23 protein-coding genes are annotated in these 24043 nt (G+C 59.1%); 16 read left to right on the forward strand and 7 right to left on the reverse strand.

Annotated features, from left to right (window positions below; all coding sequences use genetic code 11):
- Positions 1-37: 37 nt before the first annotated feature.
- Both P1K88_RS17095 and P1K88_RS17100 read left to right on the forward strand, forming a co-directional pair.
- Positions 38-1099, forward strand: coding sequence for a S66 family peptidase (locus P1K88_RS17095; protein ID WP_276411448.1), 1062 nt, complete (start codon positions 38-40; stop codon positions 1097-1099).
- A gap of 447 nt (positions 1100-1546) precedes the next feature.
- Positions 1547-1948, forward strand: coding sequence for a VOC family protein (locus P1K88_RS17100; protein WP_276411451.1), 402 nt, complete (start codon positions 1547-1549; stop codon positions 1946-1948).
- Between the two features lie 302 nt (positions 1949-2250).
- On the opposite strand, the gene P1K88_RS17105 is transcribed toward P1K88_RS17100, so the two are convergent.
- The 4 genes from P1K88_RS17105 to P1K88_RS17120 form a co-directional block, all read right to left on the reverse strand.
- Complete coding sequence (locus P1K88_RS17105) at positions 2251-3837, reverse strand: right-handed parallel beta-helix repeat-containing protein (protein ID WP_276411452.1); 1587 nt, start codon at positions 3835-3837, stop codon at positions 2251-2253.
- Positions 3838-4261: 424 nt separating this feature from the next.
- A complete protein-coding gene (locus P1K88_RS17110; protein ID WP_276411453.1) occupies positions 4262-4819 on the reverse strand; it encodes a DUF8163 family membrane protein in 558 nt (185 codons plus the stop codon).
- Positions 4816-5022 carry a hypothetical protein gene (locus tag P1K88_RS17115; RefSeq protein WP_276411455.1) on the reverse strand — a complete coding sequence of 69 codons (207 nt, stop codon included), beginning with the start codon at positions 5020-5022 and terminating at the stop codon, positions 4816-4818. Before P1K88_RS17115 ends, P1K88_RS17110 begins: the two co-directional genes overlap by 4 nt.
- Positions 4988-6244: a DUF58 domain-containing protein gene (locus P1K88_RS17120; RefSeq protein ID WP_276411456.1), complete on the reverse strand. Its 1257-nt coding sequence runs from the start codon at positions 6242-6244 to the stop codon at positions 4988-4990. Before P1K88_RS17120 ends, P1K88_RS17115 begins: the two co-directional genes overlap by 35 nt.
- Positions 6245-6410: 166 nt before the next feature.
- Between P1K88_RS17120 and P1K88_RS17125 the strand changes: the two genes are divergently transcribed.
- From P1K88_RS17125 to P1K88_RS17185, 13 genes are all read left to right on the forward strand, one after another.
- Positions 6411-6566, forward strand: a complete 156-nt coding sequence (locus P1K88_RS17125) for a hypothetical protein (protein WP_276411457.1) — start codon at positions 6411-6413, stop codon at positions 6564-6566.
- Positions 6567-6591: 25 nt separating this feature from the next.
- Positions 6592-6864, forward strand: a complete 273-nt coding sequence (locus P1K88_RS17130) for a DUF433 domain-containing protein (RefSeq protein ID WP_276411458.1) — start codon at positions 6592-6594, stop codon at positions 6862-6864.
- Positions 6864-7232 (forward strand): DUF5615 family PIN-like protein, encoded by a 369-nt coding sequence (locus P1K88_RS17135; protein ID WP_276411459.1) that lies wholly within the window; start codon positions 6864-6866, stop codon positions 7230-7232. The genes P1K88_RS17130 and P1K88_RS17135 overlap by 1 nt, the downstream gene beginning before the upstream one ends.
- A 620-nt stretch (positions 7233-7852) precedes the next feature.
- Positions 7853-8713 (forward strand): CheF family chemotaxis protein, encoded by an 861-nt coding sequence (locus P1K88_RS17140; RefSeq protein ID WP_276411460.1) that lies wholly within the window; start codon positions 7853-7855, stop codon positions 8711-8713.
- 152 nt (positions 8714-8865) lie between these two features.
- Positions 8866-9126 (forward strand): AbrB/MazE/SpoVT family DNA-binding domain-containing protein, encoded by a 261-nt coding sequence (locus P1K88_RS17145; RefSeq protein ID WP_276411461.1) that lies wholly within the window; start codon positions 8866-8868, stop codon positions 9124-9126.
- Position 9127: 1 nt separating this feature from the next.
- Positions 9128-9535, forward strand: a complete 408-nt coding sequence (locus tag P1K88_RS17150) for a PIN domain-containing protein (protein ID WP_276411462.1) — start codon at positions 9128-9130, stop codon at positions 9533-9535.
- Between the two features lie 239 nt (positions 9536-9774).
- On the forward strand, positions 9775-10965 hold the full coding sequence (gene glmU / locus P1K88_RS17155; RefSeq protein ID WP_276411464.1) for a bifunctional sugar-1-phosphate nucleotidylyltransferase/acetyltransferase: 1191 nt from the start codon (positions 9775-9777) through the stop codon (positions 10963-10965).
- Positions 10965-12761: a glutamine--fructose-6-phosphate transaminase (isomerizing) gene (gene glmS / locus P1K88_RS17160; RefSeq protein ID WP_276411465.1), complete on the forward strand. Its 1797-nt coding sequence runs from the start codon at positions 10965-10967 to the stop codon at positions 12759-12761. Before glmU ends, glmS begins: the two co-directional genes overlap by 1 nt.
- 311 nt (positions 12762-13072) lie before the next feature.
- Positions 13073-13615 carry a metal-dependent hydrolase gene (locus P1K88_RS17165; RefSeq protein ID WP_276411467.1) on the forward strand — a complete coding sequence of 181 codons (543 nt, stop codon included), beginning with the start codon at positions 13073-13075 and terminating at the stop codon, positions 13613-13615.
- A gap of 301 nt (positions 13616-13916) precedes the next feature.
- Positions 13917-14813 carry an alkaline phosphatase family protein gene (locus tag P1K88_RS17170; RefSeq protein WP_276411468.1) on the forward strand — a complete coding sequence of 299 codons (897 nt, stop codon included), beginning with the start codon at positions 13917-13919 and terminating at the stop codon, positions 14811-14813.
- Between the two features lie 181 nt (positions 14814-14994).
- A complete protein-coding gene (locus P1K88_RS17175) occupies positions 14995-16146 on the forward strand; it encodes a glycosyltransferase family 4 protein (RefSeq protein WP_276411470.1) in 1152 nt (383 codons plus the stop codon).
- 150 nt (positions 16147-16296) lie between these two features.
- A complete protein-coding gene (locus P1K88_RS17180; protein ID WP_276411472.1) occupies positions 16297-17310 on the forward strand; it encodes a DUF1616 domain-containing protein in 1014 nt (337 codons plus the stop codon).
- A 176-nt stretch (positions 17311-17486) separates the two neighbouring features.
- A complete protein-coding gene (locus P1K88_RS17185) occupies positions 17487-17690 on the forward strand; it encodes a hypothetical protein (RefSeq protein ID WP_276411474.1) in 204 nt (67 codons plus the stop codon).
- Here P1K88_RS17185 and P1K88_RS17190 read toward each other — a convergent pair.
- Complete coding sequence (locus P1K88_RS17190; protein WP_276411475.1) at positions 17675-18976, reverse strand: sulfatase-like hydrolase/transferase; 1302 nt, start codon at positions 18974-18976, stop codon at positions 17675-17677. The two genes, P1K88_RS17185 and P1K88_RS17190, sit on opposite strands and share 16 nt — an antisense overlap.
- A 192-nt stretch (positions 18977-19168) precedes the next feature.
- Here P1K88_RS17190 and P1K88_RS17195 point away from each other — a divergent pair, with 192 nt between their 5' ends.
- Positions 19169-20695, forward strand: coding sequence for a flippase (locus P1K88_RS17195; protein WP_276411476.1), 1527 nt, complete (start codon positions 19169-19171; stop codon positions 20693-20695).
- 160 nt (positions 20696-20855) lie between these two features.
- On the opposite strand, the gene P1K88_RS17200 is transcribed toward P1K88_RS17195, so the two are convergent.
- Positions 20856-22181 carry a sulfatase-like hydrolase/transferase gene (locus P1K88_RS17200; protein ID WP_276411478.1) on the reverse strand — a complete coding sequence of 442 codons (1326 nt, stop codon included), beginning with the start codon at positions 22179-22181 and terminating at the stop codon, positions 20856-20858.
- A gap of 85 nt (positions 22182-22266) precedes the next feature.
- Positions 22267-23835, reverse strand: coding sequence for a hypothetical protein (locus P1K88_RS17205; RefSeq protein WP_276411479.1), 1569 nt, complete (start codon positions 23833-23835; stop codon positions 22267-22269).
- Positions 23836-24043: the final 208 nt, after the last annotated feature.

Below are 24043 nucleotides of genomic sequence, written 5' to 3' on the forward strand. Positions count from 1 at the left end.
AGGCATATTTACTGTGTCGTCCGTGAACGTCCGTACGGTGCCATCTGATTCGTTCGTCGTGCCACCACCGGTGGAACGCGGTGACAGGGTCGCCGTCGTCAGTCCCGCAGCCGGGCTCGCCAGCGAGTTCCCCGCGGTGTTCGAACTCGGACTGTCGCGGTTACGTGACGTATTTGACCTCGAGCCGGTCGTCTTTCCCAGCGCTCGGCAGTCGAGCCCGTTCCTCGAGGAACAGCCACGCGCTCGGGCCGCGGACATCCACGCGGCGTTCCGAGACCCGTCAATCACGGGTGTCATATCGACGATCGGCGGGTACGACCAGCTCCGGGTGCTCGAGTACCTCGATGCGGAGACGCTCCGGACCAATCCCACGCGATTCTACGGGATGAGCGACAACACGAACATCGGGCTGTTCCTCTGGAAGGCCGGTATCGTCTCGTACAACGGGGGCCAGCTCATGAACGAACTTGCAGTGAGGGGCAAGCTGCCAGCCTATACGGAGCGATACGTCAGTGCGGCGTTGTTCGACGGGTCGCTCGGCGAGGTGGCTCCGAGCGACGTGTGGACTGACGAACCGACCGACTGGTGGGGCGACGACCCGCTACCGACGACGCCCCCGTCGTACCGACCGAACCCGGGGTGGGAATGGGCTGGCGGGACCCACCGCGTCTCCGGCCCAGTGTGGGGCGGGTGTCGAGCGGTCGTCGACCAGCATCTCGCTTGCGAGCAGTACCTACCTGAACCGTCGCGCCTCGAGGGCGCGATACTGGCGCTCGAGATCGCCACAGACCTGCCCAGCCCGGACCAGGTTGCGACGTCGCTGCTGTGTCTTGGGGAACGTGGCCTGCTGGACCTGTTTAGTGCCGTCGTCATCGGCCGGATCCCGGGCCGCAATCGTACCCGACAGCCGTCCCGGGCGCAACAGGACCAGTATCGGGAGTCGGTCAGGTCGGCGATACAGCAGCAGGTGGCCCGGTACAATCCGGATGCACCGCTCGTCTTCGGACTCGACTGGGGACACACGACGCCGACCGTACCGCTACCGCTCGGTTCGGACGTGGAGGTCGACCCGCAGCGGAACCGAATCGCTGTAGTTTGAGGAGACGTCTCGCGACTGTAGTCACGGGTGGGTGTCCTCTCCGGCAGTTGACCACCTCTACCACGTATTCGACTGCTTTTCTCGGTGAATCGAGTCTTACGCTTCGTGGGTACCAAGCCGTTGTTGGAGTCCGTATCGCCAAATGTCCACCAGTGCTTGCTTGTTCTCCGGATCTACCCAGGAGGTATGAGTGGTCGATCTGCTTGCTTTTCCCAGATCAGGCAGTTCGATGATGTCTGCATTTCGTCGATGACGCCACACACTGAAAGAAGCCTGCCAGCGACATGGATGGGGGGTTCAGAAACGAACGGTACGGAATCAGAACAGTATCGGACGCATCTTTCGTGAGGTTGGCTCAGCACAGTATCTTAGATGGAATCCGTTTATCTCGAAACTATCGCCACGTGCGGCGTAACGTTATTGCTCGCGGCTTCTGACTGTTGGACCATGATAGACCAGTTCTCACACATCGGAATCAAAGCGCAGGATCCGCACACGACTGCGACGTGGCTGGAAGAACGACTCGACGCAAAGCGACTCGACAGCGGGGAGTTCGGATTCGATGGCTGGGGGCAGTCGGTCGAGTTCGTTGGACTCGAGATCGGTGACAAAAACGCGTTCATCGTCGATCCGACACCGTATGAGGCAGCAGGCGTGGTCGAGGACGTTGACGAGGGCATCGCTCACTTCGGCCTAGCCGTCGACGATTGTGAAGCAGCGATTACCGAAATGATAGCGCGCGGCGGTGAGCAGTTACTCGAACCGTTTGAGCTCGGCGACACCCGATACGGGTTCTGCGACGGCCCGGCAGGATTCCGAATCGAGTTTGTGGAACCACTCAGCCCCTGAAATCGAGAACTCCAAAGCCAGCCGTCCTCGAGTATCTGGAGTTGGTCGAGATCGTGGCCCAGGAAGACCTCTTTGGCATACACAGCGCGTATGCAGCACAAGTAGATTGTACAGCTCCTGGAAGACATAAACCAAACATGGTCCTGTGGCGCTGTTGCGCGTCGCAGTCCGACGGTCGTCTCCGCCGTGACCACGGAGATAGCACTGGTGCGAAGCATTCCGAGTTCAACTCGATTCTGAGTCGGTGCCAGGTAGGGTTGACCTGTGACCCCAGCCGGCCATCGGACTGGCCGGCCACCTCGTTACGGTTCCCGAACTTCAATCGCAGCGACTTTCTGGCCGTTTCTCAGCAGCGAAAGTTCCGCTGGGTTGGACGGTGCACCGTTCGAAAACCTCGTGCTCCGTGTTCCGCCAGCTGGAACCGTGAGTCGGTGTGTATCGAACACGTAATCCCCGACTCTGAGATCCAGCTCCACCTCGGCCGTGTCTTCCCCGTCGTTCGTCACGGAAACTGGAATTTCCATCGACTCGTCTGTGGTTGCTGAGGTCGTTTCGACCGCAACGTCGAGATGTGGATCCTGAGCATCCCGTGCGAGGATTTCGTCCGCAGTTGGAGCGGTCCCATTCCACGGACTCTCCCCGCCGAGGTGTCCAACACCGTCCGTGGAAGGGCGATCGGAGTCACACACCGTGTCAGGATCCCCGTCGCTGTAGGCATCGACGAGGTTCTCGCAAATCATGCGCTGATCTTCGGGGCGTGGATTCGTCTCCCGGCCCGGAACCTTTGATTCTCTGAGGAAGTCGATCGCGTCGAGCACGTTGCCAGTGAACACGTTCCCGTAGATCGCGTGACCTGTCCCAAATCTGCGCTCGAACGCGGTTTCGGGCTCACCTAGATGCGCCGGATTACTCATCGTCCCCCATGGTCCGATTTCGATCCCCGACCCCTCGGCGTCCTGGATGATGTTCCATCGCACGGTGCAATCGAAGCCATTCAGTATGATGGCCGACGCGAAGGGGCTATCGTCGGACTGGATTCCGCCGGCGTCAGTACAGTACTCGATCGTGACGTTCGAAACGCCCTCCTTACAATCGACGAGTTCGGCGTGTGGATGCCCCTCGCTGTTGTCGATGTGGTGGACACGGATGTTCCGTGTCCGGTCGTACTCGTCGTACCCGCGCTCGACCCGATTGTCGGCCGCCGTTCCGAGATAGACGATCTCGCCGTTGTGTCCCTCAGTGTCATCGAAGAGCCAGCGTGCACCCGCTGGCCCGATAACTTTGAACCCACCGATGGTCGAGTCTCTGAACTGAACGCTGTTGATTAGTGATTGACTGGCGTTGCCGATCCGGTGCGGGGACACGACCAACCCCGTGAGATAGGTATCGGAATCGTCCGCTCCTGAATTAATCGAGATGAGCTTATCTGGGTGATATGAATCCGGGTTTCGTGGCTCGTCCGGATTGTGCAGCCCATCGACGGTGAGGCCAGTGAGATGAACGTAACTTCCATCAATCTTGACACAGGCTGTTTCCGACCCTTCCGGTGGTTTCAGAATGGCCTCGGGTGGACCCGTCAGTGTGATCGGATCCTCTGCTGTCCCGCCATCGTGAATCTGCACTGATTCGACGTAGGTTCCGGGATGGACATAGACAGTGTCGCCCGGATCAGCGACGTTAATCGCGCGGTCGATCGAGCCGAGTGGGTCGTCCTCGGCGCCGGAGTTGAGGAATCCCCCGTCCGGTTTCACGTGGATGGTCTTCCCGCTGGTTTCGTCGGAGGGAACGCCTTTTTCAGCCGGGACGTACTGTGCACAGCCGGCGAGTGCACCGACGATCGCCCCGCCCACGCCTCCAATCATCTGTCGCCGTGAGAACTCCCTACGCATACGTCCGTGCTGGCGTTGAATGTTCTCGATGTGAAACCACTGTCGTAGGCGGCCATATGAACTATGAAAACAAAAAGATAGTCGTCAGCGCCGCGTGTCCGTTCAGTCTGCACACGCACTGAGTAGCCATTGCATCCTGTTTTGGATGAAACCAATTCCCTGATAACGGTTCTATGACAGGCTCTGTCCTCATCTAACGTCTCTCTGAGATGATCTGCGAGTCACATGACACTTCTCGCTACGCCCTCCTCACTTCTCAATCCCGCAACTAGACAGTGTCTTGGAGAGTCAGTTATCGCGGGACTCGTGGATTGACCAACTATGCCTACCGCTCGACCTCCGTATAGAGACGTAGATATGCGCTATCGGTCTGTATCACAGCGGCCCCTGTCGGCGTTCTCGTATGCAACCGAAATCGAAGCGGTCACTCAGCCTGTGCCGTATCTGCGTCGTCCAGCAGCAGGCCCAGGTCCAGCAGCAGTCGGTAGCAGAGATAGGAGACAGCCCCAAACAGGAGCAGGAATCCGACGATAGTCTCGAGCAACTCGAGACGGGAGTCGAGCACGAGTACGGTCGCCCCACTCAGGATCGCCACGCCGGTGAACGCGACTGCTGTCCCGATGGATCCGGTATCCGACCACACGTCTGCGACGAGGAGGGCACCGAGCGTGGCTTCGGCTGGAAGCAGCGCGACGAGACCGGTATCCGCTGCCGGCAGGGCAACGAGTGCGAACTGCCCGATTGCGACGGGGACGATCGGTGGAAAGACGAGCCAACTGAGTGCGACAACCACCCAGGCGAGGATACCGAGGGCGCCGCCGAGTTGCCAGAACGCCACCAGCACAGCCAGGAGCGCGATGGCCCCGGACGGACGCCACGCTGTGTCCCATCGACTGTCCGCGAGCCAGGCAGCGCCGAAACCGAACCGAGTCGTCGACGAGTCTGATCCATCGACCGGCTCGGACGCTGACGTCGACGTCACTGCTGGACCCTCCGGCGCTGGTTTCCGGCAGACAGGACGGCCGACAGCCGGTCACTGGGGCCGACCTCGAACGCACTGACGCGCTCCAGTGCAGCCAGTTCCCGCCGGAACTCCTCGAAGGCCGTGTACCGCCGGTAGGCGTCGTCCAGGTCGCCGAGCGTGTCGAGGTCATAGAGGACGCTCGGCGTGAGGAAGACGACCACCTGGCCGTTGCCACGGCGGGCGACTTTCACCGCCTCGCGGAGTTCTGTGCGGTGCTCGTCGTCGGTGACGATGATCGGTCCGGACCGAGCCATCGAGTCGGACCGCTGCCGTCCTGAGGCCGGCAAACAGCGGTTGCTCGGCGACGCGCTGGACGTACTGGTCACCCGCAGCGAAGAAGGGCTGTAGTTTGGCACTGAACGGGCTATCGTCCGTGAGGTGATTGGCCGTCCGCCGCGCGTGGGCCGGGTCGATCGGCTCAGCGGACCGGCCGTCGGTAGTACTGCTCGTTGGCTCGAGGGCTCGCAGCTGCTGGGCAATCGTCCGGTAATGGCTCTCGTCTGCGTTCGGGTCGAATATATCAGAGACCCCGCCATCGCCGATACCGTACCACCCGAGCGGGTCGCCGAGTTCCATCGCGTTCTCGACGAGCGCGAGGGCGAGCTGGCGAGCGTAATCGAGTTTGGTTTCCCCGTCGCGGCCGGTCGCCATCGTCGCCCGATGATCGACGACGAGGGCGGTTTCGAGGTCGGTCTCGGCCTCGAACTCGCGGACGTGGGGTTCGTTCAGCCGTGCCGTGGCCTTCCAGTCGATCTGGTGGGCGCTGTCACCAGCGACGTACCGCCGGACTTCTGCCGGCGTGAGTCCACTCCCGGTCGTGCCCGTCGAGTGTTCGCCGAAGCCGGCCGCGAGTTGCTCGCCACCTTCGCCGACGTGGATGTCGCGGGGCGCACGCGGTTCGACGGTGACCGTCGGGGTGGTGCCTCGGGTGGTCGTTACCCGGAACAAGTCCAGTGAATCGGTGACGGTAACGACGGGTTCGTCGAACTCGAACTGGCCGGCGATGGGCCAGGACAGTGTGAACGACGCCTGTGTACGTGCCTCGCCGGGTTCGAGCGAAGACGACGTGCTTCCCCCGTCGCTGCCGATCGGCGGCTGCGTCCGAATCTGGACGCGGACGTCGACAGCGTGGGAGGTCTCTGCGATGAGTCTGCCCACCGTCGTCTCCTCGGCTGTCAGTCGGGTGCGATCGAGGTCTTGCTCGACCGAGAGTGCGTCGACCGCGTCGTTCGTCGACCTGATGAACCGATACTGTCGCGTGAGGAGCCACGCGCCGATGGTCCCAGCCCCGACGAGCAAGACGGGACGCTCGAGAACGAATGCCCACACACAAAGTGCGACGAGGACTGCGACGACCACCCAGTATCGGCGCGTCACCTCCATGTGGGTTTCCGGACGGGAGAGGCGTAGTTAAGTGTTACAGGATTAGTCCCCGTCCTCAAAGAGCAACGTAGTGAGCGGAGCGAGCGAGTAGCGCAGTAGGGCGGGATACAGCCGTACGCCCAGCTCAACCAAACGTTCAAGTCTAGACACGACCAACCAACCGATAGTGATCGAGGAGGCGTTCAAATACACTGTCGAGCCCGAGGACACCCCTACTGCCAGGAGTGCGTGGAACGCGATTCAAGTTGTGGGGAGTTCAAGACCGATTCCGTCAGTGTCCCTGTGGATCGAGCGTGGCAGATCGGCTGCCAGAAAGATATAACCGACGAGAGTGTCTATCGAAGCATATGAGTATCGCCCGTGACGACGATGTGCTCGGTGGCGAGCCTCGAATCGACGGCACGCGTATCGGCGTTCGCCATGTGGCTGCACGGGTAATCGATAGAGGGCAGTCTCCCGCTCACGTCGGGGATCAACTGGATGTCTCTCTTGCAGAGGTGTACGAGTCTCTGTCCTACTACTATGCACACATCGACGAGATGCGTGAGCTCGAAGCGGAGAACGAAGCAGCGTTCGAACGAATGCAGGAGACGTCACTCAAACCCAAAGAGACCATCTAGTGACGGGCGCTCAGATCCTCCTTGACGAACACGTCGGTCGAGTCTTCGAACGACTGCTTCGAGAGCGCGGACACGAGGTTGCACAGGCGAAAGATCGATTCGGAGAATACACGAGTGACAAGGAACCGGTGTCGTGGTGTGGTGAGTCTGGGACCGTCCTCGTGACCAACAACGCAAAGGATTTTGAGCCGCTGCACCACGAGTACGACCATGCGGGTATCTTTCTCTACTACGAACAGAACCTACCAGACACAGACCCAGAAGGACTTGCTCGAACCGTTGACGAGATTTTTAATCAGTATGGCGTCGAGGGAGTTGAAAACCAACTCGTCGATCTCGGTGAGTGGTACGAATGGCTCCACGAGTGAGAGTCGACTATCTGTTCTGCGTTTCTCGTCTGTACCGAGCGGTGCGTGTCGACGAGTTCGGATTGACACTCAGGGAGACCTATTCCACGGCTTCAGTCACTCCGCCCTCATCGCACTGTGATGTGAGGCGTTGATCTCGCTCTCGTACTCTTCGGCGATGATCTCTAAGACGGGTTCGTATGCCGAGTGGTTCTCCATCATCTGGTCGACAGCGTCATCTAACGGGATAACAGGGTTGCCGTCGACCCAAGCAGCGTCTTACTGTCGCTCTTTGGGAACAACATGTAGTGAATCGCCTCGGGGGTCAAGCCCCGAGGCACTCGCCTTAATTATCTGTAGAACTCGCTGACTGCTCGCTTCGCTTTTGGCGGTCGTTGTTTCGGACATCCAAGCGGCCATCGGAGCGTGTCGGGAGCACTGGCCGAGAACACACTGGCCAAGTAACCGCCAACCGTCGGACCGGAGGACAGCCGCAGACGGCCCGACCAGTGGCGGCGTTCGTGACACCGACGACGCGATGCTGGCGACGAAATCGTCCACGCCGTTCTCAGTTCCGACACTCCTGGCGGAACTTATATTCACCACTACCGACAACGACCAGTCGAGAGGCCGGTCACGGGATGAGCGACACCGAAAAGAAGATCGCCGACACGCAGGGCCAGTACTTAGAGGCGGTCTCGCAGGGTCAGCACCTCACGGACGCCGAGTGGCAGAACTGCCGGCTCATCCTCACCACCGAACGCCTCGCGATGATCGCCGACGGCAAGCGCCAGGTCGCGCTGTCGGACATCGACCGCATTGTCGACCGGTTCGACGTCAACCAGCAGAGCGCCGGCGTCGCCGACTACGTGGGCTTCCACGTCGGCGAGGACGTCATCCTGGTCTCGGCGGCCGACCACGCGGCGTTCGAGACGGACTTCTATCGGGCCAGTCTCGACGGCGAGATCATCTTCGTCCAGCACCCCGCCGTGAAGGGTGGCGTCGTCAAGAACGCCCCGTGGACGAAGGGGCGCCTCAAGATCACCGACGAGGCCGTCAAACTCGCCATGGCCGACGGCCAGGCCGTCGTCATCGACCGGGCCGACATCGGCGACCTCGACGTCGAGGACAAGGAAGTCGAGGGGGCCGAGCGGACCGTCATCCAGGTCGAACACAGCGAGGAGGGGATCAGCGTCGAGACCCACCTCGCCGGCGAGGAGTTCCACGCCACCGTCCTCCAGACGATGCTCGAAGAGAGCGCCGAGCAGAACCGGGCCGACATCGACCTCTCGGCGACGGAACAGCGCGTCATCATGGCGCTGCACTCGGGCGTCTCGCCGTTCGACATCCCGAACTTCGTCGGCATCGACATCGAGCAGACCGAGGAGATTTTCGACCGCCTCATCGAGCTCGACGTCATCAGCGTGGTCCGCGAGCGGACCGAAGTGGACCTGACGACGAAGGGGCGGCGGGTCGCTGGCGAGCGGATGGGCGAGCAATAGCGAGGGCCTGAGCGCAGCGAAGGGCCTCGAAAGCGACACGGCGGCCGGAGAACCGTGGAGCAGTAGCGAGGGCCTGAGCGCAGCGAAGGGTCTCGAAAGCGAAGGTTGACACACCCCGCAGAACTGAAGTATTACAGGGTGTATTACTAGCTATGAGCGAGTCGACGCGTATTACGGAGAAGGGACAGGCGACAATCCCCAAACGGCTTCGGGAGAAGTACGATCTGGAACCCGGCGACGAAGTCGTCTGGATGGACACGGAGGACGGCATCGTGGTGAAGAAGCGGACTCGCACCAGCGGACGGGGATTACTCGTTCCCGACGACACCGCTCGAGAGAAGCGCGAGGAGATCGCCGAGGAATTGACAGAACGAGTGCGCGATCGTCGGGACCGGAACTACGAGGAGTCCTGACGTGGCGACGTACACCGCAGATGCCGTTTCGCTGCTCGTCTATCTCGTCGATGCGCTGCCCAGTGGAGCAGACAGGGTATTTGCCGAAGCCGAAGCCGGTGAAACAGTGCTCCAGGCACCGAGTACAGCACTCGCCGAGGTACTCTACTCAGTGTCCCGTGACAAAGACGTCCGCGGGGTCAGACTCACCGGCACACCGGAAGATGCTCGCCAGGCTCTGGTCGGGAATGGGCCAGTCTCGGTAGCGCCAGTGGGCGATACCGAACTGGTCGAGTACGCGCAGGTGGCAGCCGAGTTCAGTATCCACGACGGCCTGATCGTCGCCAGCCACCGGGCGCGAGAGACAGATGCAATCGTCACGTCCGATGGCGTCATCGATGACGCTGGCTACCGGACGGTCTGGACGTAGCGCCGCAGAGAGCGGTTCCAATCAGCCAGTCCGTCTGGCTGGAGAAGTCACCGCCTACCAGCCGAAACAAGCCCCCGCAGCACATGCTCGTCGGCGACTCGGGCAAAAGGAATCGATTCGGACGAACGTCCAGTCACGGTGGGATATCGTAACACGGTGTGCGAACGATCACCAGACATGTCTGTCAGAAATACTGTTAAGGCCGGCATATTGAAACCCCTTCTCCGACATATGGGAGTATGCAGATCGACACCGCGGTCGTCCTCGCAGCCGGGGAAGGGACCCGGTTGCGCCCGCTGACGCGAAACCGGCCCAAGCCGATGTTGCCGGCGGCCAACCGCCCAATTCTGGAACACGTCTTCGACGCGCTCGTCGAGGCCGGCATCGAGCGGCTGGTGGCCGTCGTCGGCTTCAAGCGCGACCGGGTCCAGGACCACTTCGGCTCGACGTACCGTGGCGTACCGATAACCTACGTCGTCCAGGAGAAACAGCTGGGCAGCGGCCACGCGCTTCTGCAGGCCCGCGAGGTCGTCGACGGGTCGCTGCTGGTGCTGAACGGGGACCGGCTCATCGACCCGGGGACCGTCGAGGCGGTCGCGAACTCGTTCGCCGAGACCGGCGACACGAGCATCTCGGTGGTCGAGCGCCAGGACACCCACCGGTACGGTGCCGTCGAACTCCGTGGCAGCGCCATCACCGAGTTCGTCGAGAAGCCCCAGAGCGACGACTACCGGCTCATCAACGGCGGCGTCTACGCCTTCGCCGAGACCATCTTCGACGCCATCGAGGCGACGCCGCGCGAGCACGGCGAACTGGGCCTGACAGACACCATCGAACGCCTGGTCGACCAGGACCGCGTCCGCGGCGTCGAGGTCGACGGGATGTGGGTCGACGCCACCTATCCCTGGGACCTGCTGTCGGTCGCCCGCGAGGTACTGGCCCGCGGTCGCCTCGTCGAGCGCCGGCGGGAGAACCGCATCTGGGTCGACGACTCCGCGACCGTCCACGAGCGCGCGGTGCTCCGGGGGCCCGTCGTCGTCGGCCCCGACTGCGAGATCGCCCCCGGGGCCGTCGTCGGCCCCAACACCGCGCTGGGGAGCAACGTCACCGTCGGCGCGAACGCCGTCGTCGAGCGCTCGGTGCTCGACGCCGACACGCGCGTCGACCCCGGGTCGACGCTCATCGATACCGTCACCGGCCAGGGCGTCGACCTCGGCGCGAGCACCGTCGTCCCCGGCGGCCCCGCCGACGTCCAGGTCGGCACCGAGGTGTTCGAGGACCAGCGTCTCGGCGCCGTCATCGCCGACCGGGTCAGCGCCCGCGGGAACGTGAGTTTCGACCCCGGCGCGCTCGTCGGCCCGAACGCCACGCTGCACGCCGGCGTGACCGTGAACGGGAACGTCCGCGAGAGCGCGGAGGTGGTCCGCTGATGTGTGGCATCATCGGCTGTGTCGGCCGCGATGACGAGACGCTCGAGACGCTCGTCCACGGCCTCTCGAAACTCGAGTACCGGGGCTACGACTCCGCCGGCGTCGCGATCACGAGCGCTGACGCTCCGGTCGACATCTGCCGGACCGCCGGCAAGATCGACGACCTCCGCGAGTCCCTGGAGGCCGTCTCGCTGTCGGGCACCGTCGGCGTCGGCCACACCCGCTGGAGCACGCACGGGCCGCCGACCGACGAGAACGCTCACCCCCACCAGGACTGCCACGGCGACGTGGCCGTCGTCCACAACGGCATCATCGAGAACTACCAGGCGCTCCGTGACCGCCTCGTCGCGGCCGGCCACAACTTCACCTCCGACACCGACACGGAGGTCATCCCCCACCTCGTCGAGGACGCCCTCGAGGACGGGGCCGAGCCGGAGGCTGCGGTCCGCGAGGCCGTCGCCCAGCTCGAGGGGAGTTACGCCGTCGCCGTCGTCATCGCGGGCACCGAAGCCGTGTTCACCGCCCGGCACGACTCGCCGCTCGTCCTCGGCCTGGACGGGGACGCGACCTACCTGGGGAGCGACGTCCCCGCGTTCCGCGATTTCACCGACCAGGTCGTCTACCTGGCCGACGGCGAGTTCGCCCGCCTCGACGCCGACGGCTGGGCCGTCACCGACAGCGACGGCGACGCCGTCGAGAAAGAGGTCAACACCATCGAGTGGGACGCCGAGGAGACCGGCAAGAGCGGCTACGACCACTTCATGCTCAAGGAGATTCACGAGCAACCGCGCGCCCTGCGCCAGTGTCTGCGCGGCCGCGTCGACGAGATGGCCGCCAGCGTCGACATCGGCGACCTGGGCGACCTCTCGCCGACGGGCATCCAGTTCGTCGCCTGTGGCACCTCGTATCACGCGGCGCTCCACGGCGCCCAGCTGTTCAGAGAGAGCGGCATCCCCGCCCAGGCGTTCCTCGCCAGCGAGTACGCCACGGCGCCCCCGCCGATCGGCGACGCGCTCGTCGTCGGCGTCACCCAGAGCGGCGAGACGGCCGACACCCTCTCGGCGCTCCGGGAGGCCCGGCGCCGAGGCGCGCGGACGATGGCCGTCACGAACGTCGTCGGGTCGACGGCAGCCCGCGAGTGCGACCACGCGTTCTACATCCGCGCCGGCCCCGAGATCGGCGTCGCCGCGACCAAGACCTTCGCCTCGCAGCTGGCCGCCCTCAACCTGCTCGCGCTCGGGATGACCAGCTGTCCCGACGCCCGCGAGGTCATCGCAGCCCTACGGGACCTGCCGAGCAACGTCCAGCAGGTCCTCGACGAGTCGGCCGCCGCCGAGGTGGCCGAACTCTACGAGGACGCGAACGCGTACTTCTTCATCGGCCGCGGCTACCAGCACCCCGTCGCGCTCGAGGGGGCGCTGAAGATGAAAGAGATCACCTACAAACACGCCGAGGGCTTCGCCGCCGGCGAACTGAAACACGGCCCGCTCGCGCTCGTGACCCAGCACACGCCCGTCTTCGCCATCGTCACCGGCGACGAGGAGCGCGCCCGCAAGACCGTGGGCAACGTCAAGGAGGTCGAGGCCCGTAACGCGCCGGTCGTGGCCATCTCCGACGGCCAGAGCGACGTCGACCGCTACGCCGACCACGTGCTCGAACTCCCCGAGACCCACCCGCGTGCGGCGGCCATCCTGGCGAACATCCACCTGCAACTGGTCGCCTACCACGTCGCCGCTCGGCTAGGGCGCAACATCGACAAGCCCCGCAACCTCGCCAAGAGCGTGACCGTCGAATAGCTGGTCAGTCAGCCCCGCCGGAGTTGCCACAGACTTGGCGTCTCACCCACCTACAAAGTTTTAGCACAGTGGAAGGTCGTGTAGGACCGAATTCGGTCGGCCGAACTGATTCATCGCGAATCGGGTCCAGAAGGACGATTTCCGTCTCTCTACGAGTGTGATGGGCTGCCATCTGGAGCAAAATAGGGGCACAGTCCTTCGGCGTTGTCCAAACATTCGTCCCAGTTGGTCTGTCTCTCCGTGACTAATTTCGGGGCGTAGTCATCCAGAATGCAAAGGATTTATAATTAGTTGAGTCCTGTCAGCCAATAATGTATCCACACGAACATTTTCTCCTCGCAGTCGTTCCTGTGGCCATGTTTTCGTTTCTGTTTCTGAGAAAACTTCCGTCTGGAAAGACGACACTGATCTTGCTTATCGCATCGCAATTTCCCGATCTGATAGACAAACCCCTCGCGTTCAGCTTGCAGGTGTTACCGAGCGGACGAATGCTCGCCCACTCGGTGGTCGTCTCCGTGCCTCTACTGTTGGCCCTGATAATTCTGGCAACTCGGTACGGGAGAACTCGGGACGCGTTGGTCTTCGTCTTCGGATATATGTCGCACCTGGTCGGAGATTTCTACAGGGTATTCACTCTCGGTACGGAGTATCACTTCTATCCGAACATTTTCTGGCCACTGTTGGAAGCCAATACAGGCAAGCGAGAGTCGTTCGCGGCGTTTTATCCAGAAAGCACGGCAGACTTGCTGATACCTGTCGGAATATTGCTGCTCGGTCTCGCGTACAGCGTCTTCATGATGTACGCATCCAGGAGTCACAGCCTCGAAAAGTCGCCTAAACCCGGCGGCCCCTGATCCGGATAGAGTAAGTAAATACAGAGAAATCTCATCTCCGTTTACAAGCTCTCTGTATGGGAGTGGTGACTTCATCTCGACAGATTGGTTGAATACCGTGGCTACCAGCCGACACGGACCGACCAGACACAGCGTTTCCTATTGTACCGCTGAGAATTCTGTCACAAGCAGCGGCGAAATCAAGCGTTCTACGGCCACACGGCCAAGGAGAGCCACCTCGAAGAGTTCCGACAGGGAACACGAGTCGGGTTCGGAAACGTGAGTCTAACTTTATTGGCACCGACCTGACCAAATCAATCAGATGGGTAACATCGAACCAGTTCTGACCGCCGTCGAGACGCCCTCGATGGCCCTGATGAAAGTGAATAAGATATATCAACAGATGGTGATCGGGGCGTACAATCCAAGCGGGGTCAAGATTCTCGAAGAAGACTGGGACAATTTGATAATACTTGATGCGTGTCGCGCCGACAAGCTCCAGGAGACTATCGATATGCGGGGTACGTTTGAGCAACGAACGTCTCGGGGGACCTCGACGCCACACTTTGTCCGCTCGAACTTCGCGAACCGTGAACTTCGGGATCTCGTCTACATCTCCGCGAACGGTTGGATAGTGAAGTTGCAGGACGAACTCGGGCTTGATTTCCACGCGATCGAATTTCTGGACGACACGAGTCGGCAGGATGACGAGGTGAGAGCGATTACGCCAGCTGCGGTGACAGAACGGGCCAGGCAGTGCGCTGATCGGTACCCCCACAAACGCCTGATCGTCCACTATGTACAGCCCCACAAGCCCTATCTCGGGGAGTTTGGACGGAGAACGTTCGGTCACGCGAAACGAAATCTCCAGCAGATAATGTCGTCGGGCGAGATATCGGAATCCGAGTTGGAAGAAGCCTACCTCGAGAATTTAGAACTGGTTCTGTCGAGCGTAAACGAGCTCATAGGGTCGCTAGAGGGGAAATCTGTCATCACGGCAGACCACGGCGAGTTGCTCGGAGAGCGCGTGTCGCCGATTCCGATAAAGGGCTACGGTCATCCGGATCATATCTATCACGACGCCTTGACCGAGGTTCCGTGGTTCGTCTGTGAGTACCAGACCAGACGTGAAATCCGCGAGGACACCCGGAAACAGGAGACCAGGGTAGGTGAGAAGCGGTTGAGCGAGCATCTCAAAGACTTAGGGTACGCAGTATAGGCCTTTCGTGGCCAGGGACGGACATAGTTCGCCGGCCGGCGCGAATCCCAGTTCTGTCGGGACATCGGCAGTGAAACAACGGCCGTGCGTCTTCCATTGTATACCTGCAGCGGGTGTGAAGCCGGACTGCACCACTATAGCCACCACATTCTCTTTATGTTGTTCTCTGTGGGTCGATACGATGGACGTAGCCTTCGTTACATCAGCGTACCCGCCGAGGAGTCCTGGTGGGGCAGGGACGAGCAGCAAGCTGATAGTGGAGGGGCTGCGAGACGCCGGGGTTCACGTCGATATTTTTGCTCTAACCGAAGACGGCGCAGACCCAGTGCGGATGCAGGATAACCGATATCATCTGCCAGATGGCACCCACTACGGCGTGCCCATAGCGATCGGTGAAAACCTCAGTGCGTACTTCCACCTCCCGGACTTGCACGAGTACGACGTGATTCACGTATACAACGTACGGCACCTTCCAGCGTGTGTTCTCCGTGCCGACCCACCGGTAGTTGCGACGTACAATAACCACATGTGGACCTGCATCGATCCGGTTGCGCACCTGAGTGACGGAGTCCCGGAATGTAGCCTCCGGCATAGAATACGGTATGCGAAGACGAAGGGGTATACCGGGGTAACATGTCTCCCTCGAGTTGCATTTAACATGCTCGGAAAATCCATCGCCCAGCAAGCCGACCTGCTCACAGTGCAGACGGAGGGAATGAAATCGGTCTTATCTAAAAGTGGCTACGAGAGCGATAACATCCGGAAAGTACCCAATATACTGGATGACCGGTTTATAGTAGAGCCTGAGAACGAAAAAGAGATACTGTTCGTCGGGCGGCTAAAACCGTCGAAAGGGCCGAAAACCGTTCTCGAGGCGTTTCAGTCGTTGTCTCAGCAGTACGAAGATTGGTCCTTGCGATTGTATGGGAAAGGAGAGCTAGAAGGGGAGATACGGGACTTGATCGAAGGCGATTCACAGGTATCGCTAGAGTATTGCCCGTACGATAGCCTTCCATCTGTCTATAAGAACGCAAGTGTCCTAGTCCATGCGTCCCGGTACACGGAGCCGTTTTCGCGAAGTTGGCTCGAAGCGATGGGTTCGAAAACCTCAATCGTCTGTTCGGAGAACCCGAGCTCGGTCGATATTCTCGGTGACATCGCTGTCCTGTACGATCCGTTCAGCTCGAGCGACCTGGCACGGACCCTGGAGAGGGTCCTTTCACGGCCGGCATTGAGAACCGAGATGGCACATGCAGGATACGACGCAGTAACGAAGTACAGACCGGAAAAGATCGTCGACGGATACATTTCTGCCTACGATGAATGCAGATAGCCGCCAGTTTGCGTCTCGGCGTGGAATGCTGAGTTATATTGTACGTCTCGGGCGAGTTTCATCACAACGCGACACCACCGGAATGAACAGTTTGAATCGCAAATATCGTCCACATTCCTATTTACCCCCACAGCCATCGTAGAAAACACAATGTCCGGGACGAACGTTTGGCGGAGGGTCTATACCCATCTCAGGCGAGTCCCGGTCGATATCGCCGTGGTAATCGTTCTGATTGCGCTGACAGCCCTGGTGGTCACGCTGTCTCATCCCGCTACCAACCTTCTCAGAATCGCGCTGGGGGTTTCGGTTCTACTCTTTGTCCCGGGTTACACGCTGATTGCAGCCATCTTCCCTGAGTCCGAGCTCCGTAGCTCGGATACACCGAGAGAGGGGACTGTAGAGGTATCTCCGTTGGAACGACTAGTTCTCTCGATCGCGACTAGCCTCGCGCTCATCCTGTTCACTGGACTCCTCTTGAATTTCTCTCCCTGGGGGATCAGATTACACCCGGTAGTTATCGGTCTCACCGTGCTGACGCTCCTTCTCTCCTGTATCGCGACTTTTCGACGTTTTCGACTTCCCGAAGAAGAACGGTTTCAGGTCGGGTATACGCAATTGACGTCGATCGAGTGGATCGAGAACCGTGGCCCCGACTCGACATTCGATTCGGTGCTGAACGTCATCGTCGTACTCAGTGTGCTGACGGCCGGTGTAACAGCGCAGTACGCGTTGACGAACCCCAACCAGGGCGACCGATTTACCGAGTTTTACCTGCTGAGCGAAGATGCGGATGGAGATCTCGTCGCAGACGACTATCCAACGGAGTTTCGACGGGGCCAGAGCCGATCACTGGTAATCGGCGTCGAAAACCAGGAGTACGAAACGGTCGATTACAGCGTCGTCGTGGAACTACAACACGTCGAGACGACCGGACCCGAGCCAGAAGTGATGACTGTCTCCGAAATCGGGAGTTACAATCTAACACTGGCCCACAGCCGAAGCTGGCAGTACCGTCATGAAGTTACGCCTCGGATGACGGGCCGGAACCTCCGGTTACAGTATCGGCTCTACAAGAATCCGGGCACGTCCCCCTCGAGAGATGAGGAACCCTATAGAGAGGTCCACTTGTGGATAAACGTTTCAACACTCGATGGGGACTTCTGAGCTCTTGAGACGATTCTCTGACCTCCGATTGGGCCCGGGTCTCCCTACTGTACTGACGCTGGTGATCGGCGAAATCAGCAAAGGACCGGTCTGTGGATATCAGAGTGAGTAGAAGGCAATCGGAACCGTGGGCAGCAGAAAGCGTATATATCTATGTGCAGAAATGTCATCAAGGAATGAGTACAAAGACGCTGGAAATATCCGGTGAGCTTTACGAGAAAGTGGAGAACCGGGCTGTAAATTCGAATTTCGAATCCGCCGACGAATACGCGGAGTATCTCATCCGGAGCGTGCTCCAGCAGTTTGATCCTGTGGACGAATTAGCCGATGAAGAAGCCGTGAAAGACCGTCTGCAGTCACTGGGTTATCTCGACACCTGACTCGCTGACAGGGCACTGTCACCGATGGCAGATCGCAGTCGCTTTTTCTCGATCTGTTTCGCCGTCTTCACGTTCGCTAGTCTTTCAAACTGCGCTACGAGGTCCCTGTTCGGGTCGGCTATGTTGGTCATTTCGTTCGAGTCTGCGTGCAGGTCGTAGAGTTCGGGTCCTTCCGGTGTCTGAATGTATTTGTAGCGCTTTCCCCGGATCGAACAGTAATGGGGGGTGTAATTCATTTTCTTCGCCCGTCGATTCGCTACCGGGATACTTTCTACGTCAGACAGTACGAAGTCGGTGGTCAGGTGACCGAGAGAATCTGCTCGACCTTCGGTTAGAAGCTCTACAAGCCGTGGAAGTGTCGACAATGAGAGAGGGTCCGTCACGGCATCGTTCTGGTCGGTTCCGTGAATCAACAGTGGAACACGGATGTTCTCCTCGAACAGTTGCTGTTCGTGCCCGTACGTTGCGTGGTCCCCGTGCGATTCCCCGTGATCGGAGTGCATCAACAGGATTGGCGCCGATGCCTCGAGGTCCTGTGCAAGCCGCCTGATGAATTCGTCAGCTGAGCGAGCCGCATCCCGGTAACATTCTTTCAGCCACTGTTCGGAGTGTTCTGACAGCCCTTCAGCTCGACCGCGAGCATAGTTCAGCAGCGAAAGGTACATCTTCAGGCCGCTGGAATCCTCCCGGAAATCGCGGGGGACGATATATGGCTGATGTGTGTCCATCAGGAAAATCCACACGAAGTACGGCTCGTCCAACGACCGTACGCGTTCTCTTATTTGGTCATAATATCCTGCCCAGTGACTCAACCATTCACGTCGGCTTTCCCACTTCAAGAAGTCGGTCTGTCCAATCTTCTCGAGAAAGTAATCGAACCCACGAACAGTCTTCATGTCAGTAAATGCGTCGACGCCGTTTTCCGAAGCAGGATTGAGCTCGACGAACTCATCGAAGATGTCGTCGAATCCAGTATCGATCGCTGTCCAGGGGTTCGCCGAAAAGCCGACCGTCGTATATCCCGATTGCGATACCCGTTCGGGGATGGTCGAATGAGTCCGAAGATGGTGTCTGATAGCGTTCCGCTGGGATCTCATGTGATAGCCGTCGTGTCTGTTGAATTCACCAGTCAACAGAACTGGTATCGAGGACGGTGTTCGGGGCCCTGGAGAGATCGCGTTTTCAAAAATCAGGCTGCGGTCGGCTATGGAACTAAGGAACGGAGTACAGCCGGTATCGCCGATAAACCCGCAGGTGTCTGCTCGTAAGCTGTCGACCGTAATCATCAAAATATTCCTCATCTTTGTTTTGGGTTTTGTTTCAATCTATCGTCATTATCACAACGATTTTATACCTCGGTTCTGATAACTAAATTGGTATTATTCCTCAATTAGAAGACCCGGTTTGTCTCTCGTGTACTTACACGAGATGGAGTTCCGGATACAATAGTTAGTTGCCACCAAACGAGGCCGACGAGAATGACTGAGACCTCACCGCTGGTTAAATTGGCTCAAAGTGCCGCGTTAGTTTTTGTTGCGTCAGTTGTCGGTCGTTTGTTAGGCTTGGTAGCGGAAATCGTAATTGTCAGGTCACTCGCACCAACGACTTACGGTCGAATCGCGCTGGCGTTCACGATCATCTCATCGCTGGGGAGTATCATTTTGCTCGGCGTCCACGAAGGTGTCACCCGACAGTTTTCTTCGCTCAAGTCGGACACAGAACAGCTGAAGGTAGTTCTCTCTGGCTACACAATTGTACTGGCATCTGGAATTTTTACCGCCCTGATCGTCTATTCTCTGCGTCACCCGATATCCGAGCTGGTAAACGACGAGAATATCGTCGTGCCTCTTTCGTTGTTCATTCCCTATCTAGTCATCTACCCACTCTCTGTAACGTCATTTGCGACACTCCGGGCGAGGGAACAGACCCTGAAGGCCATGATGTCACGCCCCTTGGGCGGTCGTCTCGTCGCATTGCTCTTACTCGGTCTCTTTTTTTCGCTCGGCGAGAACTATTACGGGGCGATCGTCTACTGGATTGCGTTCCCGGCGTTCACACTACTGTTCTCGGTCTATTTCATGCGAGATTTCGCGACTACTAACGCGGTGTCGGAGTCCCTGCCGGATCGGACGACGATAGTAGATCTGTTCGCATTTTCGTGGCCCCTTGCGATAAGTTCGGTCGTGTTTCTGCTGCTTGCAAACCTCGATATCCTGATGATCGGCTACTTCCTGGACGCGGAATCTGTCGGGTTTTATCGGTCTGTACAGCCGTTCAAACAGGTGGCGACGTTTGGAATGTCAGCGTTCACGTTCATATTTCTACCACTGGCTACCAGATATTACGAGCAAGATAGGATAGACCAGCTCGAGGAGATGTTCACTGTTTCGACGAAGTGGATCCTGCTTATTACCCTCCCACCCTTACTCGTCTTTGCGCTCTTTTCGGGAGCAGTTGTTCAACACTTCTTCGGGAACGAATACTTGCCGGCAAGTCCCGTCTTAGCGGTTCTGACCGGCGGTCTTCTGTTCAGGGCTATCAGTGGGCTCGATGGACCGATGGTCAAAGCGATCGACCGCCCCCGTATCGAACTGTATTCAGCGATCCCGGGCTTTGTCGTGAACTTCGTCATGAACGTGGTGCTGATTCCAGCGTATGGAATCGTCGGGGCTGCCGTGGCGACGATACTCGGCTACGCGGTCTACAATTCGATCGAGCTGGGGTGGATATATTTCAGTAAAGATATCCACCCGTTTTCGATAGACACGACCAAATTCCTCGTCGCGATGATCGCCTTCGGAGGGGGTCTCTCGGTGGTGATACCGAGGCCACTCGGCATTCTCGGACTGATCGGACTTGGCGTGGTTTTCGTCCTGGTTCAACCACTCCTCCTCCTGCTTACGAGGAGCATTGACGAGGAAGACATTAGGTTGATCGACGAGATAGAATCGCGATTCGGGATCGATCTGACCAAAGTGAAACAAATCGCGAAGAAAGGTGTCTGATACTGCCGGCTGTACGTTCGTAAAGATTCTCGGCACCCCGGGATGCCGAGTATTTTCTACATGTTACAGCCGGCAGTATGAGCCACACCGTCTGATGCCGAACAGCAGGACGCTGCCGACTTACCGAGCACTGTTAGGACGGTTCCCCACGACGTGCATTTTACATGTAGCCAAGTGATTCGAGTTGGTCTCTGGTGACCTGTGGGACGCTCCCGCTCTGACTCCCGGTCTCCCATCGGTCCGGGAGTTCTTCGTACAGTACTGTGGCGACGGAGTCGGGGATCTCACCGAAGGCCTCTTCGCCGTCGATTTTCGCCTCGAGTGTGACCCCGTCGGCTTTCGAGTGGACGAGCTTCCACTCGTTTCGATACACGGCCTTCCGTTCCACACCGTAGCGCGCTCCTTCGCAGACGACCGCACGATCGGTTGGGATTCTCTCGTGCCAGCTCCTCCCAGGTATGTCGTGCTCACCCGTGACAGATTCAAGCAGCGTCGCCGGGATGTCTCGTAGCGACCCCCATCCACCAGTCGGCGTGAGCGACTCTCCAGTCGGTGCCCAGCAACCAATCGGCACTCTCGAAACGACGTCAAAGGGCGTCCCTCCATGTCCCAAACAGTGGTTGGGTCGTGAGTCGGTTATCTGCCGGTCTTGAGCTTGGTGCTCCCACAACGCTTCGCCGTGGTCTCCACAGATAATCACCAACGTGTCGTCCTTTATCTCTTCAAACAGACTCCAGATGCGGTCAGAAACATACGCGAGTGCTGCCCGATGGAGCCGGAATTTGTGTTCTCTGTATCGGACACATTCAGGGTTGGTCTCGTCAAAGTCAGTCCGGTAGCGCCGAATATACCTGAGATCGGGAAGCGACATATCTACGTCGTGGTCGTCAAGATACGCTTGGGGCGCTCCGACTGGAGCATGAAGGTCTCCGAGATGAAGATAGCCCGCAGTGCGTGGGCGGCCCCGTCTCCAGTCCCGGTACCCTTCGATGACCACCGAGGCCTGCGCATCAGAATAGCACCGGTGGTTCTGGTACCAACCGGTTATTGCTTGGAACGGCATGGGAAACGCACACCCCGCATACGTATCGTAGCCTGCAGATTCTAACTTGCCGGGTAAATGTGGGTCTGCAGCAGTCTGTGCGGGAATCGCGAGGCCATCGTCGTTGGTGGCTGTATTTGTTACTGCGCCGTGCTCACTGGGTCGGAGTCCGGTATGCATGCTCGTTACCGACGGATAGGTCCAGGGGGCGGGTGCGATGGCGTGCGAGAACTCTATCGGGAGGTCTGGGACGAAGTCGGGGCGGAGAGCATCGATGACGATCAGTAATAGGTGAGGAGGGGCATCCGACCGCGGCTGAATTGGTTTCGACGGAGGCTCGTGCGCTCTGTCAGCAGAGAACGATCGATAACGAAAATATACCGATTTGAGTGGTTCCGCTGCTGCCTCCGGGAGAGCAGACGCCACACTCGAGACGACGTTCATTCGTTTCGTCAGAGTGGGCCCGCTCCGGTATGATTATAGAGGAGTTTCTCTCCACAGGGGACCGATATAGGAGTCAAAACAACGCTCACCGGAGATTGTAGATAGCGACCCCCCCATTTGAATAGAAGCGGTTGTACTGTCGGCTCGAATCGAGGGTTCGTTCCGGGTTCCACAACAGACGATATCGGCCACCCTTCAATCGCCAGACTTCCACGTTAGTGCGTATCGAGATATATCGATACCCGTGTTCTAGTAACGTGTTGTTCTTGAGCTCTTTACTCAAGAGCCCCTGGTCGTAAGTCGGATTCGGCACGGTCTCCTGGGGTTGATCGCCCCGACCCGCTGCTCTCTCGAAATCGACGACTTCATCGCCATAGTACAAGTCGGTGTAGACCACGTCCTCCACGTACTCGTTGCCGAAGTGTTTACCCTCGACTTCTTGGGTGGACAGATACTCACGTGGCGTCCCCGGAAAGTCCGGCATCGTGACGACCGCAAACGGATTCGCGATCAGAATCGCGAGTAAGACGATACCGGCCACAGAGCGGTGCCATCGTCTGGTAGAGCGTGCAAAGTGAACGATTCCGATTCCGATCAGCGCCGCGACGAAGGCCGATGCATACACGTAGGTGCGCTGAAATCCCGGACCGGCACCCACGATGCCAGGGAGTGTTACGCCGACCGTCACGAAGGCCGCAGCCTGGAGGACTCTCACGTTCTCCCGGGTATATTGACAGAACAATAGGAGTCCCGCGACAGCGCCGGTCCCGACCGTGATGAAAAAGTACGACAGGTTCCGGAGTTTGGTTACAAGCGGTGGGTCGATTGGAGTCGCTTCTGCCGGTTTAACAGGCGTGTATGCGGTCGGGACTTCGGCGAGCCCGAAGACATCGTAGATCAGTATCGTCGCCGTTTGAAAATATTCGGTGATGTACACCCACTGGACTCCGAGCACGACGATGGCAAGGGTCGTCGCCACTACCATTTTACGAAGCGAGACCTCTGGCGTGGAGAGACGCGTCAACGCGGTATACCCAACGCTGACCAATCCAATCAGGGCGAACAGAAAGAGGGGGATCTTGTGAGTCAAGCTCCCTGCGAGGGATAGTAAGGCGAAAACGACCCCCGCCTGCCATACGATACGGTTGTCGGGACTGATTACGAGTACGAGTACGATAGCAGACAGAAATATCGCGGCGAGTGCTATCGGGATCGGAGCGATCCCAAACAGGAACGTCGGTGCTCCGACGGTAACGACAGCAGCGGCAACTAACGAGGCGCTGTTGTCGCCTGCCACTCGCGCCGCTAGTGCACCTGCACTCAGAGGTAATGAGACTCCAACTGCGATAGGGAAAATCACGAAGGCACTGTCGACCTGGAGCCCGGTTACGAGCGAACTCAGTGCGCCGATTAGATTGAATCCCGGTGCTGCGGAGTAGAATCCCGTCGGGAGACCAGTGAGGTCGCCGTTTTCGATGATGACCCTGCTACGGACCGCATGAGCGTCCGGGTCCAATCGCATCATGCTCGGCGCGAACAGATACGCGTACACTCGACCGGCCACGGCGAGTAACGTGATCGTCACAATACCGGAGATTGGAGACGCGTTTGACCGGATGGTACTCACCAGAATCGCACACGAGGCGAGTGCCATGCCAGCCGGCAGACCGGGATATAAACGGCCCGTCATATGCGTATGCAGCATCGCCACTGTGAGTCCGACGGCACTGACGATAACGCCGAACTTTTGAGGCCGGTCCACATTGAACGCACCCGGTTGACGGGATATGAATATAGACTACCTTAGTTCTTCAAGCACGGCGATAGAGACGTGCCCGCGTCGGGAACCCGCGCCGTAGGTG

Origin of the sequence: Haloarcula halobia (genome assembly GCF_029338255.1) — an archaeon.
GTDB lineage: Archaea > Halobacteriota > Halobacteria > Halobacteriales > Haloarculaceae > Haloarcula > Haloarcula halobia.